The organism is Bauldia litoralis, from assembly GCF_900104485.1.
Lineage (GTDB): Bacteria > Pseudomonadota > Alphaproteobacteria > Rhizobiales > Kaistiaceae > Bauldia > Bauldia litoralis.
This window is the reverse complement of the sequence record NZ_FMXQ01000007.1, coordinates 318,159-331,736: the sequence shown is the minus strand read 5'-3', so window position 1 is coordinate 331,736 and position 13,578 is coordinate 318,159. Positions and strand designations below refer to the sequence as shown.

Genomic DNA, 13,578 nt, shown 5'->3' with positions numbered 1-13,578 from the left:
ACCCCCGCCCCGATGAGGATGGTGTCGCCGGCCGAGGCCGCGTCGATGGCATCCTGGATCGACATGCCGTCGCGGACGATGAAGGTCGAGGAGCCGGTGTTGGCGACCTGCAGGACCTCGATCTCGGTCAGCGTCACCGTGCGGCCGTCGACCACGATCGTGTCGCCGTCGATGCCGTCGGTCGCGTCGAAGCCGGAGAAGTTGAAGTCGCCGATGTCGACCGGCGCCCCGCCATTGTCGTGGATCACCGCGACGTCGGTGTCGGCGCCGCCATGGGCGAGGTCGCTGCCCTGGGTGGCGATCAGCGTGTCGTTGCCGATGCCGCCATAGAGCTCGTCATCGCCGAGGCCGCCGTCGAGCGTGTCGTCGCCCGCCCCGTCGTCGAAGGGCTGCCCGGCCTTGTTGCCGCCGTGCAGGATGTCGTTGCCGCCGCCGCCCGACAGCGTGTCGTTGCCGCCCTTGCCGTGCAGCGAGTCGTTGCCCGAGGTGCCGGTGATCGTCGTGTTGATCGTGCCCTGGTTGTCTTCCTCGCCCTGCAGTTCGGTGTGGATGACATTGGTCGCCGGGAAGGTGATGCCGAAGCCCGAGGCGTCGATGACGTCGTCCTCGATGCCGTCGAGGTTGAACAGCGGACCCCAGGAGCTCTCGGCGCCCGACAGGTCGAGGCCGGTGATCGACAGGCCGTCGATCTCGCTGAAGTGGAACAGGGCCACCGGGTTCTTGTGATAGGCGCCGGAGACGGTGACATTGTCGATCGTCACGTCGATGTCCGGCGAGTCCGCGCTGACCGGATGGGCGTTGTTGGCGTCGAACAGCGAACCGGTGATCTCGATCGCCGAGTCCGGCCGGTCGTTCTGCGCCGCCCCGCCCGACGCGCCGGTGAAGGTCACGTCGGTGAAGCTGGCGCTGCCCGAATAGCCGAACAGCTTGACGTCGGCGGTGTTGCCGCCGCCGGTGCCGTTGGCCGAGAAGGCGACGGTGTCGATGACCAGCGCGTCCATCGGCGACTTGGTCAGCGGATCGGCCTCGTCGGAGGCGAAGATGCCGCGGTTGGTGAAGCCCGAGATCGAGCCGTTGATGAAGGTCAGCGTGCCGACGTTGGCGCCGGCCTCGACATCGATGCCGATGCCGGCCGCGCCGTTGCCGTCAAGCGCGATCCCGTCGAAGGAGACATCGCCGGCAATCCCGGGCGCGATCAGGATCGCCGTGCCCGACGCCGGCTCGATCGACACAACCCCGGTCGCGACAAAGCTCAGCGCCTTGTCGACCGTCAGGTTCTCGACATAAACCCCCGCCCCGATGAGGATGGTGTCGCCGGCCGAAGCCGCGTCGATGGCATCCTGGATTGTCGTAGTAACCGCGATGTCAGCCATTTTTTCTCTCCCACGTCGAGCTTTTACCGACCCCTAGCAAGGTCAATTGTTGAATCTCAGACAAAGTTCTACCGTTCGCTCGAAACTATTTGTTTCGATCGTCAAAAGACGTCGTTATGCCGGCTCTCTTGCCTGTAAAACGCTTGTTTTTAGCTGATTTGTGCTGATCGCACTTTCGACATACTCCAATCTACTAACGCTTGCGCCGAAAGGAGCGTGGACATCACCCCTCTCCCGGATGAATACGCTCCCTTAATCGCATCTTAACGAACACAATCCATATATCTAGTAAAAAGTGTAGTTAATATGTCTGACTTATCTTAGGTTGGACATAACGTTGCACTGTTAGCTGTGGCGCGGTCGTCTGGCCCTGGCGGGTCGATTGCGACCGGCGCCCGCCGTGAACGACAGCGCGTTTCTGACGCCGCCGCGCTCTTCGCTGATGACGGTCAACGCCGCCGGGATTAGGATCGAGACGCGCCGCAGCGGCCGGATTGGGGACCAGCCATGACCGACAGCCTTCGTCTTCGGGATCGCCGCTGATGGCGGAGACAATGCAGCCGCCGTTCGGCCCCGCCCCGCCGGCGCTCGCCGGCAAGGATCTGCCTTCTTTCCGCTATCCGCTCGGCGACCAGCCGCGACAGCCCTTCGACGGCGGCTGGTCGAAGCAGGCGAATGCCGATCAGTTCGCCGTATCCGAGCAGGTCGCCGGCGTCCTGATGCAGCTCGATCCTGGCGCGCTGCGCGAACTCCACTGGCACGCCAACGCGGCCGAGTGGGGCTATGTCATCGACGGCCATTGCCGGACGACCATCGTCGACCCGTCAAGCCGCTCCCAGGCCGCCGATTTCGGCCCGGGCGACGTCTGGTATTTCCCGCGCGGCTATGGCCATTCGATCCAGGGCATCGGCGACAGGCCCTGCCTGTTCCTTCTGGTCTTCGACAACGGCTACTTTTCCGAGTTCGGCACCTTCTCGATCAGCGACTGGATGGCGACAACGCCGCCGGAGGTGCTGGCTCGCAATTTCGGCCTGCCGCAGTCGGCCTTCGCCGCCTTCCCGAAGGGCGAGGTCTATATGGCGACCGGTCCGGTGCCGGCGCCGCTTTCCGACGATCCGGCGCCCGGTTCGCTCGACGGCGCGCCGCTGACCCACCGCTACCGCTTCCTCGCCCAGAAGCCGCGGGCCTTCCCCGGCGGCACACTTCGCGTCGTCTCCGAGCAGGAATTCCCGATCTCGACGACGGTCACCGGCGGCATCATCGAGATCAAGCCGGGCGGCATCCGCGAGATGCACTGGCATCCCAACGCGGTCGAGTGGCAGTACTATCTGGCCGGCAAGGCGCGGATGACCGTGTTCGGCTCGCACGGGCGCGCCCGCACCGACGACTTCGTCGCAGGCGATGTCGGCTACGTGCCGCAGGGCTATGGCCACTACATCGAGAATACCGGCGAGGAGGACCTGCAGTTGCTGATCGTCTTCAACAACGCCACCTATGAATCGATCTCGCTGGCGGCCTGGATGGCCCACAACACGCCCGAGCTTCTCGCCACCAATTTCAAGGTGCCGGCCGACACCTTCGCTGCCTTCCCCGATGGCTCCGACCTGATCCCGGGCTGAGGGGTGCGCCAGGCAACCAACAGCCTCTCCGTCGCAACCCGCGGCAAGGGCCTCAACGAGATCACGGCGGCCGTCGCCGACTGGCTCGGCGATGTCGGCATCGAGACCGGCCTCCTCACCGTCTTCTGCCGCCATACCTCGGCGTCGCTGATCATCCAGGAGAACGCCGATCCCGACGTGCGCATCGACCTCGAGGCCTATTTCGAGATGATCGCGCCGGAGGATCCCGGCCGCTATGTCCATGGCATGGAGGGCCCGGACGACATGCCGGCCCATATCCGCACCGCGCTGACATCATCGTCGCTGTCGATCCCGGTGATCGACGGCCGCATGGCGCTCGGCACCTGGCAGGGCATCTATCTCTTCGAGCATCGCGCCAGGCCGCATCGCCGCGAGGTCGTGCTGCATCTCATCGGCGAATAGATACGCCCGGCTCCTGTCGGTCGGGCATGGGCCCGCCGGCGACGCCGGCGACCGTGCGTCCTTCGAGGCTCCGCTGCGCGGAGCACCTCAGGATGGCGACGTTGGCAACAGACGTCCCATCCCTCAGGACGCCTCCCACCCCGCCATGCTGAGGCGCGCGCGAAACACGCGCCTCGAAGCACGCACCACTGGAACACACCAGCGAGCCTCGTCGCATCACGCCGCCAGCGGCCTGATGTTCTGGTTGACCCGGAAGACGTTGGCCGGATCGTATTGCTGCTTCACCGCCGCCAGCCGGTCGTAGTTCTCGCCATAGGCCGCCTTGACCCGGCCGGCGTCCTCGTCGTCCATCATGAAATTGACGTAGGCGCCGTCGTGGTTGAACGGATGCACCGCATCCCAGTAGGCGCGGCCCCAGCGGGCGAGGTCTCCCGCCTTCCCGGGATCGGCGTCGATGCCGGCAATGACCATCGACCAGGTGGCGTTGCGCGCGCCCCATGCGGTGTCGGCCCCGCCGACCCGGCGCACCGCCCCGTCGATCGGATAGAGGTGCATCAGCGACAGGTCGCTCGGCGCCTTGGCGATCTGCGCGATGTGGGTGTCGATCGCTGCGTCCGGCAGGTCCGAGACATAGTCGCCCTTCCAGTACCACTGGAGTCCGGCCGGCATCAGCGGATCGAACAGCGACTGCATCGCCGGAAAGGGCATCGCCCCCCGCCAGTCGAGGATCGGCGGCGGCAGTTTGTCGAGCAGCGGCTGCATGGCGCGCCGCCCCTCCTCCTCCGGGCCGTTGTAGCTGGAGATCACGCCGCAGATCTTCTTGCCCCAATGCTCCTCGGGAAACGGTGCGCAGGGCGGCATCGTCTTCAGTCCGACGAAGGCGCCGAGCTCTTCGGGCGCGTTCGGCAGGAAATCCCGGTAGGCCTGCATGACCTGCTTCGCGTCGGCGAGGTCCCAGAAGACCGGGCCGGCGAAGACCATGTCGACCGGCTGGGCCTGGAACAGGAAGCTGGTGACGACGCCGAAGTTGCCGCCGCCGCCGCGCAGTGCCCAGAACAGGTCCGCGTTCCGGTCCTTGCTGGCGGTGACAAAGCTCCCGTCAGCCAGCACCACGTCGGCCTCGATCAGGTTGTCGATGGTCAGCCCGTATTTCCGGGTCAGGTAGCCGATGCCGCCGCCCAGCGTCAGTCCGGCGATGCCGGTCGAGGCGACGATGCCGGTCGGCACCGCCAGCCCGAAGGCATGGGTGGCGTGGTCGACGTCGGCGCCGCGACAGCCGGGACCGACCCGCACGGTTCGCGTGGTCGGGTCGACCCGGACGTCCTTCATCGGCGCAAGGTCGATGACCAGCCCGTCGTCGCAACTGCCCAGGCCCGGCCCGTTATGGCCGCCGCCACGAATGGCGATCAGCAGGTCGTTGTCGCGACCGAAATTGACGGCGGCGATGACGTCGGCAACGTCGGCGCAGCGTGCGATCATCAGCGGTCGCTTGTCGATCATGCCGTTATAGAGCTTGCGGGCTTCGTTATAGTCGGCGTCGCCGCGCTCGATCAGCGCGCCGCGCAAGGCGGACCGGAAGGCCGCAATGGTTTCTTCGTTCATGTCAGTTGTCCTTGTCTGGATGACGGGGAACGCTCGCGCTGCGGTCGACGACAATCGGCCAGTCGCTGGCGGTGGCATTGCTGCCAGGATCGGTCCAATTCGGCCGACGGGAGCGCGGAACGTCCGGCGGGGGCTGTGGCCTGCCGTGGGGTGTGGCGGGGGTCTCTAGAGGCGAAACCCCGCCGCGTCTGTGACGTCACACACACCGTGCGACCCGCCGACCGCCTCCGGGCCATCCTTCCCGGATGATCGGGGCGGCCGGTCGTGTCGCCTCGGCCGCTATGCCGCGATCGCGTCCGCGTCGGCGCGTGGCTGTGCTTCGGACGGGTCCCACCTGTAGGGAACAAAGGCATCGTCGAGCGGGAAGCCCAGCAGGTTGTCGGCCAGGTTGCTGAACATCTTCACGCAGATCCCGAGGATGACTTCCTGCACCTGCGCATCGGAGTAGCCGGCGGCGAGAAACGCCTCCAGTTCGCCCTCGGCCAGCTTGCCGCGCTTGACCGTGACGCGGCGAACGAATTCATGCAGCGCGGCGAGCTTTGGATCGGCAATGCGCCCGCGCGTCCGGACCGCCTCGACAATCTCGTCCGCGACCCCTTGCTTGCGAGCAAAGGAGGTGTGGCCGGCAACGCAATAGGCCCCGCCATTCTCGACGCTGACGGCAATCTGCACGATCTCTCGTTCGGTGGCGGACAGCGACGTCTCGCCGAAATTCTGGTTGAGCGAGACAAAGGCGCTCAAGCCCCCCGGCGTGCCGCCCATCACCGCGAAGACATTCGGCGCGAATCCAAGCTTCTCCTTCAGCGCCTGCAGGGTCTCCGCGGCCGGCGACGGCGCGGTCTCGGGGGTGTAGATCTCGAAATGCTTCATGGCGGTTTTCCTATCTCCGGTGGCTTCGTTCCCGGTGCATCGGCGCTCCGGGATACGAGCCTCTGATAGGTCCGGGGCCATTCGCCCGATACTTTGCGAGCCGTAGCGATGCGCTATAGATTGCGGAGTGACCAACTACACATTCTGGAGTCGCGGAGGCCCGGGGCGGTATGAAATACGGTCAGTTCTGCCCGATCGCCAAGGCATCGGAGATCCTCGGCGAGAAATGGACAATCCTGATCGTCCGCGAATTGCTGATGGGCAGCACGCGGTTCAACGAACTCCAACGCGGGCTCGGCGTGATCTCGCCGACCATCCTGACCAAGCGGCTTTCGATGCTGACCGAGCGTGGCCTGGTTCACCGCAAGCGGATTCCCGGGCAGCGCGGCTACGAGTATCACGCGACCGAGTCCTGCCGGGAACTCCTGCCCATTCTCCTGTCGCTCGGCGGTTGGGGCATGCGATGGGCGCGCACGAACCTGACGGAGTCCGACTATGACGTCGAGCTGCTGATGCTCTATCTCGAGCGCAGCATCGTTCCGGACAAGCTTCCCGGGAACCAGGCGGTCATCCGCTTTCGCTTCGCCGACATCCAGGACATCTCCGACTGGTGGATCGTCGTCTCGGACGATCATGTCGATGTCTGCACGACGGATCCCGGTAAGGACGTCGACGTCTACTTCAACACCACGGTCCGGGCGATGACCGACGTCTGGATGGCGGAGCGGAGTTACAAGGACGCCGTCAACGCCGGCGATATCACCGTGACCGGTCCGCGTGTCCTGACCCGCAATGTCGAAAGCTGGATGAGGAACTGCATATTTGCCGACCTGCCAGCCGCCCGGGCCATCCTCGGCGTCCAGCCAATGCTTTGATCGCGGATCCGGCGGGCGGCGCTGCCCCGCCGATCTCCGCAGCCGCATTCCGGCCCCATTTCCGGCGAAACTTGGCCACTCTTCCCTGCCTGTTGGCTGGGAATCCACACTGGTCATCCGGTGTGACGGGGAGTTGCGTGGCGTGGAGTCGATTGGGGTCAGAGGGTGCGCATTGGCGCTCGGCTTTGCCGTTGCCGGTCTGATCGGCGGCGATGAAGCCGTGGCTGCCCAATGCGGCAAGGCCGCGTGGTTCGACCTCGACGGCATCACCGCCAGCGGCGAGCGGGCGGATTCCAGCGCGATGACCGCCGCCCACCGCGACCTTCCCTTCCAGACCAGGGTCAGGGTCGAGAATCTTGCCAACGGCAAATCGGTGATCGTCCGGGTCAATGATCGCGGGCCCTATACCAAGGGGCGGGTCATCGACGTCAGCAAGGCGGCGGCGGCGAAGCTCGACATGATCCGCTCCGGCACCGCCCGGGTCCGGGTGACGGTGGTCGAGGGACGGCAGAACGTCTCGCTGTCGGGAACGTGCGGGCCAGACGCGCCGGCGGCGCCCGAGATACGTCAGGCGTCGCTCGAGGTCGACCTGCCCGAGCCGCGCGTGCGGCCCGAAAGCGAGATCGCCGCGGTGACGCCGGACGAGGCGCCTGCCGCCCTCGTCGACGACGATGCCCTTGTCGTCCTGACGCCGGAATCCATCGACGCCCTGCCCGACCGCTTCGCCGACGCCTTCGCCCCCCAGAAGGCGGAACTGACGCTGGTCGCGCCGCTTCTCGAAAAGGCCGAATCGACTCCCCTCGCGCCGCCGATCGATCCCCATCACGGGGTCGCGCCGCGTGAGGATTGGGACTACCTGCAGCAGGTTCCCGAGTAGCCCCACAGGTTGAAATGGCGGAAACGCTGACTACCCCCATTTTCCCCAGGCACGTGCGTTGACCCTTCCCCGCGACTCGGCTTAGCGTCACTCAGGCGTCGGCGTTCTCGACGTGCCGTGGGGCTCGGGTCCCCGGGTTTTTCCAACCAGGTTTGCGTAAAATCGGCTCGTCGCGGGCACTCGATGCCTGTTAGCGAGAGGTGGTGGTTTTGTGTGCCATGGGTGGTGAAAAAGCAGGCGATCTTGCACCGGAAAACAGGTGACAAACCGACCTGAGTAACACTATATTTAGTGTTTCGCGTAAAGCTTGGACACAACATCCGGGGAATCAAACCCCGGCGGGGCGTCTGACAGAACTGCGGCGGGTGCGCCGGATCCTGGGACCTTCAGGATACGCGCAATTGGATGACATGCGCGTGACGCGCAACGAAATGGGGCAAAGATGCGGATCGAGCGGCACTACACGACCAAGGGCGAAGACGCCTACCAGGGAATCGACTTCCGGACGACAAAGAGCGAGATTCGGAATCCGGACGGTTCGATCGTCTTCAAGCTCGACGATATCAACGTCCCGTCGACCTGGAGCCAGGTGGCGAGCGACATCCTTGCCCAGAAGTATTTCCGCAAGGCCGGCGTCCCGGCCCGGCTGAAGAAGGTCGAGGAGAATGACGTCCCGTCCTTCCTCTGGCGCTCGGTCGCCGACGAAGATGCGCTGGCGACGCTCCCCGCCGAGGAGCGCTCGGGCTCGGAGCGCGATTCGCGCCAGGTCTTCGATCGTCTCGCCGGCACCTGGGCCTATTGGGGCTGGAAGGGCGGCTACTTCGACACCGACGAGGACGCCGAGGCCTTCTTCGACGAACTGCGCTTCATGCTGGCGACCCAGAAGGCGGCGCCGAATTCCCCGCAGTGGTTCAACACCGGCCTGCACTGGGCCTATGGCATCGACGGCCCGAGCCAGGGCCACTTCTATGTCGACTACAAGACCGGCGAGGTCCGCGCCTCGGAGACCGCCTACGAGCATCCCCAGCCGCATGCCTGCTTCATCCAGGGCATCGCCGATGACCTCGTCAACGAGGGCGGCATCATGGACCTGTGGGTGCGCGAGGCGCGCCTGTTCAAATACGGCTCCGGCACCGGCTCCAACTTCTCGGCGCTGCGCGGCGAAGGCGAGCGCCTGTCGGGCGGCGGCAAGTCCTCCGGCCTGATGTCCTTCCTCAAGATCGGCGATCGCGCCGCCGGCGCCATCAAGTCGGGCGGCACCACCCGCCGCGCTGCCAAGATGGTGGTGGTCGACATCGACCATCCGGATATCGAGCAGTTCATCGACTGGAAGGTGAAGGAAGAGCAGAAGGTCGCCGCGCTGGTCACCGGCTCCAAGGTGATCTCGCATCACCTCAAGGCGATCATGAAGGCCTGTGTCAACTGCGACGGCGACGGCGATGCCTGCTTCGACCCGGCCAAGAACCCCGCCCTCAAGCGCGAGGTCCGCGCCGCCAAGAAGGGCCAGGTCCCGGAAAACTACATCCGCCGGGTCATCCAGTTCGCCCGCCAGGGCTACACCGACCTCGAATTCCCGATCTACAACACCGATTGGGACTCCGAGGCCTATCTCACCGTTTCCGGCCAGAATTCGAACAACTCGGTGCGGGTCACCGACGAGTTCCTCAACGCGGTCGAGAATGACGACGAGTGGACGCTCAACGCCCGCATCACCGGCCAGCCGGTCAAGACGCTGCCGGCCCGCGAATTATGGGAGAAGGTCGGCGACGCCGCCTGGGCCTCGGCCGATCCCGGCATCCAGTTCCACACCACCGTCAACGACTGGCACACCTGCCCGGCGTCGGGGCCGATCCGCGCCTCGAACCCGTGCTCGGAATACATGTTCCTCGACGACACGGCCTGCAACCTCGCCTCGCTGAACCTTCTCCAGTTCCGCGACGAGGCCAAGCGCTTCGACACCGAGTCCTTCGAACATGCCGTGCGCCTGTGGACCGTCGTCCTCGAGGTTTCGGTGCTGATGGCGCAGTTCCCGTCGCGGCGGATCGCCGAGCTCTCCTACGAGTACCGGACGCTCGGCCTCGGCTACGCCAATATCGGCGGCCTGCTGATGACCTCGGGCACGCCGTACGATTCGACCGAGGGCCGCGCCATCTGCGGTGCGATCACCGCGCTGATGACCGGCGTCTCCTATGCCACCTCGGCCGAGATGGCCGGCGAGCTCGGCCCCTTCCCCGGCTATGCCAAGAACCGCGCCCACATGCTGCGGGTGATGCGCAACCACCGTCGCGCCGCCCAGGGCGTCGCCGATGGCTATGACGGCGTCAACATCCCGCCGGTGCCGCTCGACGGCGCCTCCTGCCCGGACCTGCGCATCGTCGAACGCGCCCGCACGGCCTGGAACCGCGCCGTTTCCCTCGGCGAGGTCCACGGCTACCGCAACGCCCAGTCGACCGTCATCGCACCGACCGGCACGATCGGCCTGATCATGGATTGCGACACCACCGGCATCGAGCCGGACTTCGCGCTGGTCAAGTTCAAGAAGCTGGCCGGCGGCGGCTACTTCAAGATCATCAACCGCGCGGTGCCCGAGGCCCTCGGCCTGCTCGGCTATGACGACAAGCAGGTCAGCGCCATCATCGACTACGCGGTCGGTCGCGGCACGCTGAAGGGCGCGCCCGGCGTCAACCACGACACGCTGAAGGCCAAGGGCTTCCCCGAGGAGAAGATCGCGGCGATCGAGGAAGGCCTCGCCACCGCCTTCGACATCAAGTTCACCTTCAACAAGTGGTCGCTCGGCGCCGAATTCCTCACCGACCTCGGCGTCACCGACGAGGAGATGGCGGATACCGACTTCGATCTCCTGCAGTGGATGGGCTTCTCGAAGAAGGACATCGACCTCGCCAATGTCTTCTGCTGCGGATCGATGACGCTGGAAGGCGCGCCGGGCCTCAAGGACGAGCACCTGCCGGTCTTCGACTGCGCCAATCCCTGCGGCCGCATCGGCAAGCGCTACCTCTCGGCGGAGAGCCACATCCGGATGATGGCGGCTGCGCAGCCCTTCATCTCCGGCGCGATCTCCAAGACCATCAACATGCCGAATGACGCCACGGTCGAGGACGCCAAGAGCGCCTATATGCTGTCCTGGCGCCTGGCGCTGAAGGCCAACGCCCTCTACCGCGACGGCTCGAAGCTCTCCCAGCCGCTCAACGCCCAGATCCTCGAGGACGAGGAAGACGAGGCGGATGAGGCGGTCGAGCAGCTGATCGCCAAGCCCGCCGCCGCCCGCACCGAGCAGGTGACCGAGCGGATCGTCGAGCGGATCATCGAGAAGGCGGTGCGCGAGCGCGAGAAGATCCCGAATCGCCGCACCGGCTACACCCAGAAGGCGATCGTCGGCGGCCACAAGGTCTATCTCCACACCGGCGAATATGCCGATGGCCGCCTCGGCGAGATCTTCATCGATATGCACAAGGAAGGCGCCGCCTTCCGGGCAATGATGAACAACTTCGCCATCGCCATCTCGCTCGGCCTGCAATACGGCGTGCCGCTCGAGGAATATGTCGAGGCCTTCACCTTCACCCGCTTCGAGCCGGCCGGCTTCGTCCAGGGCAACGACACGATCAAGAACGCGACGTCGATCCTCGACTACGTGTTCCGTGAGCTGGCGATCTCCTACCTCGGTCGCCACGACCTCGCCCATATCAACCCGGACGACCTCGGCGCGACGACGCTCGGCGAAGGCGTCGGCCAGGGCCGTCCCCCGTCGCCCGAGTCGGCGGTGTCGCACGGCCTCGTCCGTGGCCGGCGCAATTTCGCCCTGGTCGACAAGCCGGCCGAGACGGCCGCTGCCGGCCCCGCGCCTCAGCCCCGCGCCAGCGGCGGTTCGGGTTCCGCCGCCACCACGGCCGCGGCGCCCCGCGTCAGTGGCGATCCGGCTCCGGCGACCGCCGCGCCGGCGACGCGCACCACGGCCACGGCCGGCGGCACCATCCGCGCCGTCGGCTCGGCTCCCTCGGGCGGATCGATGGCCCGGGTCGCCAGCGCCGTCCGCGCGCTCGCCGACGAGCAACCGGCGACCGCCTCCGGCCTCGCCCCCTCGCCCCACGCCAGGGTCGCCCCCCAGGCCGACGCCAAGGCGCTGGAAGCCGAACGCTCAGCCGCCGCGCGCCTGCGCGGCTACCTCGGCGACGCCTGCGGCGAATGTGGAAACTTCACGCTGGTCCGGAACGGCACCTGCCTGAAGTGCGACACGTGTGGCTCGACGACGGGGTGCAGCTAGTCACTTTCGCGTCGATGTGGTGAATGAAGAAGGCCCGGCAATATTTGCCGGGCCTTCTCTGTTTCGAGCCGGTGGGCGCACAAAGACGCGGAACGCGTTCTGCCCCGCAGTTTCGATTCGGCAACAATCCTCGCCATCTGATAGCGGCAAGGTCCACCCCGCTTTGTAGGCCACCTCGCCGAACGGCAGGAATATCGCTTCGACCATGCCCCCCTCTCCAACGTCATCCTCGGGCTTGACCCGAGGATCGGTCGGGGCCGTCCGGGCCATCTCCCGCAGGAACGCCGACGGCAAAGGCCACGACCAACAGCCCTTCGTCGCGCAAACGGCACACGATCCTCGGGTCAAGCCCGGGAATGACGGCGTTCGGCGGAGAACGCCGGACGGCCGCTGTCCCTTTTCAGTACGTAGACGTAGGGTGGGCAAAGGCGCGGAACGCGCCATGCCCACGTGGCTCTGAACCCGACCAGGCGGTGCGATCACACCGCCCCGACCCCTCCACCGTCATCCTCGGGCTTGACCCGAGGATCGGCCGGGGCCGTCCGGGACGCATCCAGATAAAGCGCGTCCGGGATGGCAGGGCGCCAACACCCTCGTCATTGTGCAATTGGCACACGATCCTCGGGTCAAGCCCGAGGATGACGGCGTGTGGGGAGGACGCCGGCGCGCCGCTGTCCCTCTCCGGACCATGCCCGTCACCCTCATTGAAACGGTGGCGTCAGATCCTCCCAGCCCGGATTGGACGCCTCGATCAGATCGATCTTCCAGGCGCGGTTCCAGCGCTTTAGCCGCTTCTCGTGTGCGATCGCGTTGACCACACGGTCATGCGCGGCGAACCAGACCAGCAGCCCGAGCTTGTATCGTTTGGTGAAGCCTTCGTGATGGCTGCTCTTATGTTCACCAACCCGGCGGGCAAGATTGTTCGTGACGCCGATGTAGAGCGTCCCCTTCGGCCGGTTGGTGACGATGTAGACGAAGAACGCCATGCGCCAGCGAAGACGGACACGACGCCTCGGTCAAGCCCTGCGCCCATTGGCTCGTCTTCCTCATTGCCGCCCCGTCGCCCTCGCCATCCCCTCCACCGTCATCCTCGGGCTTGACCCGAGGATCGGCTGGGGCCCCGAGCCATCCCCAACAGGAACGCTGACGGCAAAGGAAACGACCAACACCCGTCGTCGCGCAAACGGACCCCGATCCTCGGGTCAAGCCCGAGGATGACGGGCGCGGGGGGCGAATGTCGCTCACCCGCCTTTCCAACTCCGCCACATTATCCCCGCCGAAACCCAAAACCCGCCATCATCCCCCCTTCCCCCCCACCGGGCACAACAAAAAACCAATCCCCGCCGCCGCATCCGCCCGCATACTCCGTCCCATCCCCGCTCACACGAGGGGCGTCGTCCGGAGGCGTTCGTTTGGCGGAGCGGGGTGCGGTGTCCTGGCGGTCGCCTCGCACGCGGCCGCCTGGAGGTCCGGATATCCACCCGCCGGTGAAAGCCGGCGCCGCACGCCCGCGAAGGGCGCGGCAACGGGTGCGTGAGCGTGGTGCCTCCGCTGAATCCTGTCCCGCCAGACCCGGGGCGGTGATTGGCGGATGCAAGTCCCCGAAGCCAATGGAGGGGACCCAAGACGGAGCCGCGAAGGACGGCGAGTGACCGGCAAC

The 13,578-nt window shown here is 66.2% G+C and carries 9 protein-coding genes and 1 pseudogene; 5 read left to right on the top strand and 5 right to left on the bottom strand.

What is annotated here, in order from left to right:
* Positions 1-1,373: calcium-binding protein (locus BLT60_RS17820; RefSeq protein WP_483073129.1), on the bottom strand; the 1,373-nt coding region annotated here is incomplete at its 3' end.
* Between the two features lie 542 nt (positions 1,374-1,915).
* On the opposite strand from BLT60_RS17820, the gene BLT60_RS17815 reads away from it, so the two are divergent.
* A complete protein-coding gene (locus BLT60_RS17815) occupies positions 1,916-2,992 on the top strand; it encodes a cupin domain-containing protein (RefSeq protein WP_090878441.1) in 1,077 nt (358 codons plus the stop codon).
* A 3-nt stretch (positions 2,993-2,995) separates the two neighbouring features.
* Positions 2,996-3,415 (top strand): secondary thiamine-phosphate synthase enzyme YjbQ, encoded by a 420-nt coding sequence (locus BLT60_RS17810; RefSeq protein ID WP_090878439.1) that lies wholly within the window; start codon positions 2,996-2,998, stop codon positions 3,413-3,415.
* Positions 3,416-3,631: 216 nt separating this feature from the next.
* Here BLT60_RS17810 and BLT60_RS17805 read toward each other — a convergent pair whose 3' ends face one another.
* Both BLT60_RS17805 and BLT60_RS17800 read right to left on the bottom strand, forming a co-directional pair.
* On the bottom strand, positions 3,632-5,017 hold the full coding sequence (locus tag BLT60_RS17805) for an FAD-binding oxidoreductase (protein ID WP_090878437.1): 1,386 nt from the start codon (positions 5,015-5,017) through the stop codon (positions 3,632-3,634).
* A 279-nt stretch (positions 5,018-5,296) separates the two neighbouring features.
* Positions 5,297-5,887, bottom strand: coding sequence for a carboxymuconolactone decarboxylase family protein (locus tag BLT60_RS17800; RefSeq protein ID WP_175478510.1), 591 nt, complete (start codon positions 5,885-5,887; stop codon positions 5,297-5,299).
* A gap of 170 nt (positions 5,888-6,057) precedes the next feature.
* Between BLT60_RS17800 and BLT60_RS17795 the strand changes: the two genes are divergently transcribed.
* The 3 genes and pseudogenes from BLT60_RS17795 (at position 6,058) to BLT60_RS17785 (ending at position 11,918) form a co-directional block, all read left to right on the top strand.
* On the top strand, positions 6,058-6,762 hold the full coding sequence (locus tag BLT60_RS17795; protein WP_090878433.1) for a winged helix-turn-helix transcriptional regulator: 705 nt from the start codon (positions 6,058-6,060) through the stop codon (positions 6,760-6,762).
* A gap of 142 nt (positions 6,763-6,904) precedes the next feature.
* A pseudogene (locus tag BLT60_RS25055) lies at positions 6,905-7,261 on the top strand (septal ring lytic transglycosylase RlpA family protein); the annotation flags it as partial.
* A gap of 820 nt (positions 7,262-8,081) precedes the next feature.
* Positions 8,082-11,918: a vitamin B12-dependent ribonucleotide reductase gene (locus BLT60_RS17785; protein WP_090878431.1), complete on the top strand. Its 3,837-nt coding sequence runs from the start codon at positions 8,082-8,084 to the stop codon at positions 11,916-11,918.
* Here BLT60_RS17785 and BLT60_RS24115 read toward each other — a convergent pair whose 3' ends face one another.
* A complete protein-coding gene (locus tag BLT60_RS24115) occupies positions 11,919-12,125 on the bottom strand; it encodes a hypothetical protein (RefSeq protein ID WP_139167882.1) in 207 nt (68 codons plus the stop codon). It lies immediately after the preceding gene.
* 494 nt (positions 12,126-12,619) lie between these two features.
* Complete coding sequence (locus tag BLT60_RS17780; RefSeq protein WP_090878429.1) at positions 12,620-12,904, bottom strand: GIY-YIG nuclease family protein; 285 nt, start codon at positions 12,902-12,904, stop codon at positions 12,620-12,622.
* Positions 12,905-13,578 lie beyond the last annotated feature (674 nt).

What these genes read in the sequence shown, in the direction of transcription:
- BLT60_RS17815 (WP_090878441.1), top strand. Translation starts at nt 1,916, where the DNA reads ATGGCGGAGACAATGCAGCCGCCGTTCGGCCCCGCCCCGCCGGCGCTC.
- BLT60_RS17805 (WP_090878437.1), bottom strand. Translation starts at nt 5,017, where the DNA reads ATGAACGAAGAAACCATTGCGGCCTTCCGGTCCGCCTTGCGCGGCGCG.
- BLT60_RS17800 (WP_175478510.1), bottom strand. Translation starts at nt 5,887, where the DNA reads ATGAAGCATTTCGAGATCTACACCCCCGAGACCGCGCCGTCGCCGGCC.
- BLT60_RS17795 (WP_090878433.1), top strand. Translation starts at nt 6,058, where the DNA reads ATGAAATACGGTCAGTTCTGCCCGATCGCCAAGGCATCGGAGATCCTC.
- BLT60_RS17785 (WP_090878431.1), top strand. Translation starts at nt 8,082, where the DNA reads ATGCGGATCGAGCGGCACTACACGACCAAGGGCGAAGACGCCTACCAG.
- BLT60_RS24115 (WP_139167882.1), bottom strand. Translation starts at nt 12,125, where the DNA reads ATGGTCGAAGCGATATTCCTGCCGTTCGGCGAGGTGGCCTACAAAGCG.
- BLT60_RS17780 (WP_090878429.1), bottom strand. Translation starts at nt 12,904, where the DNA reads ATGGCGTTCTTCGTCTACATCGTCACCAACCGGCCGAAGGGGACGCTC.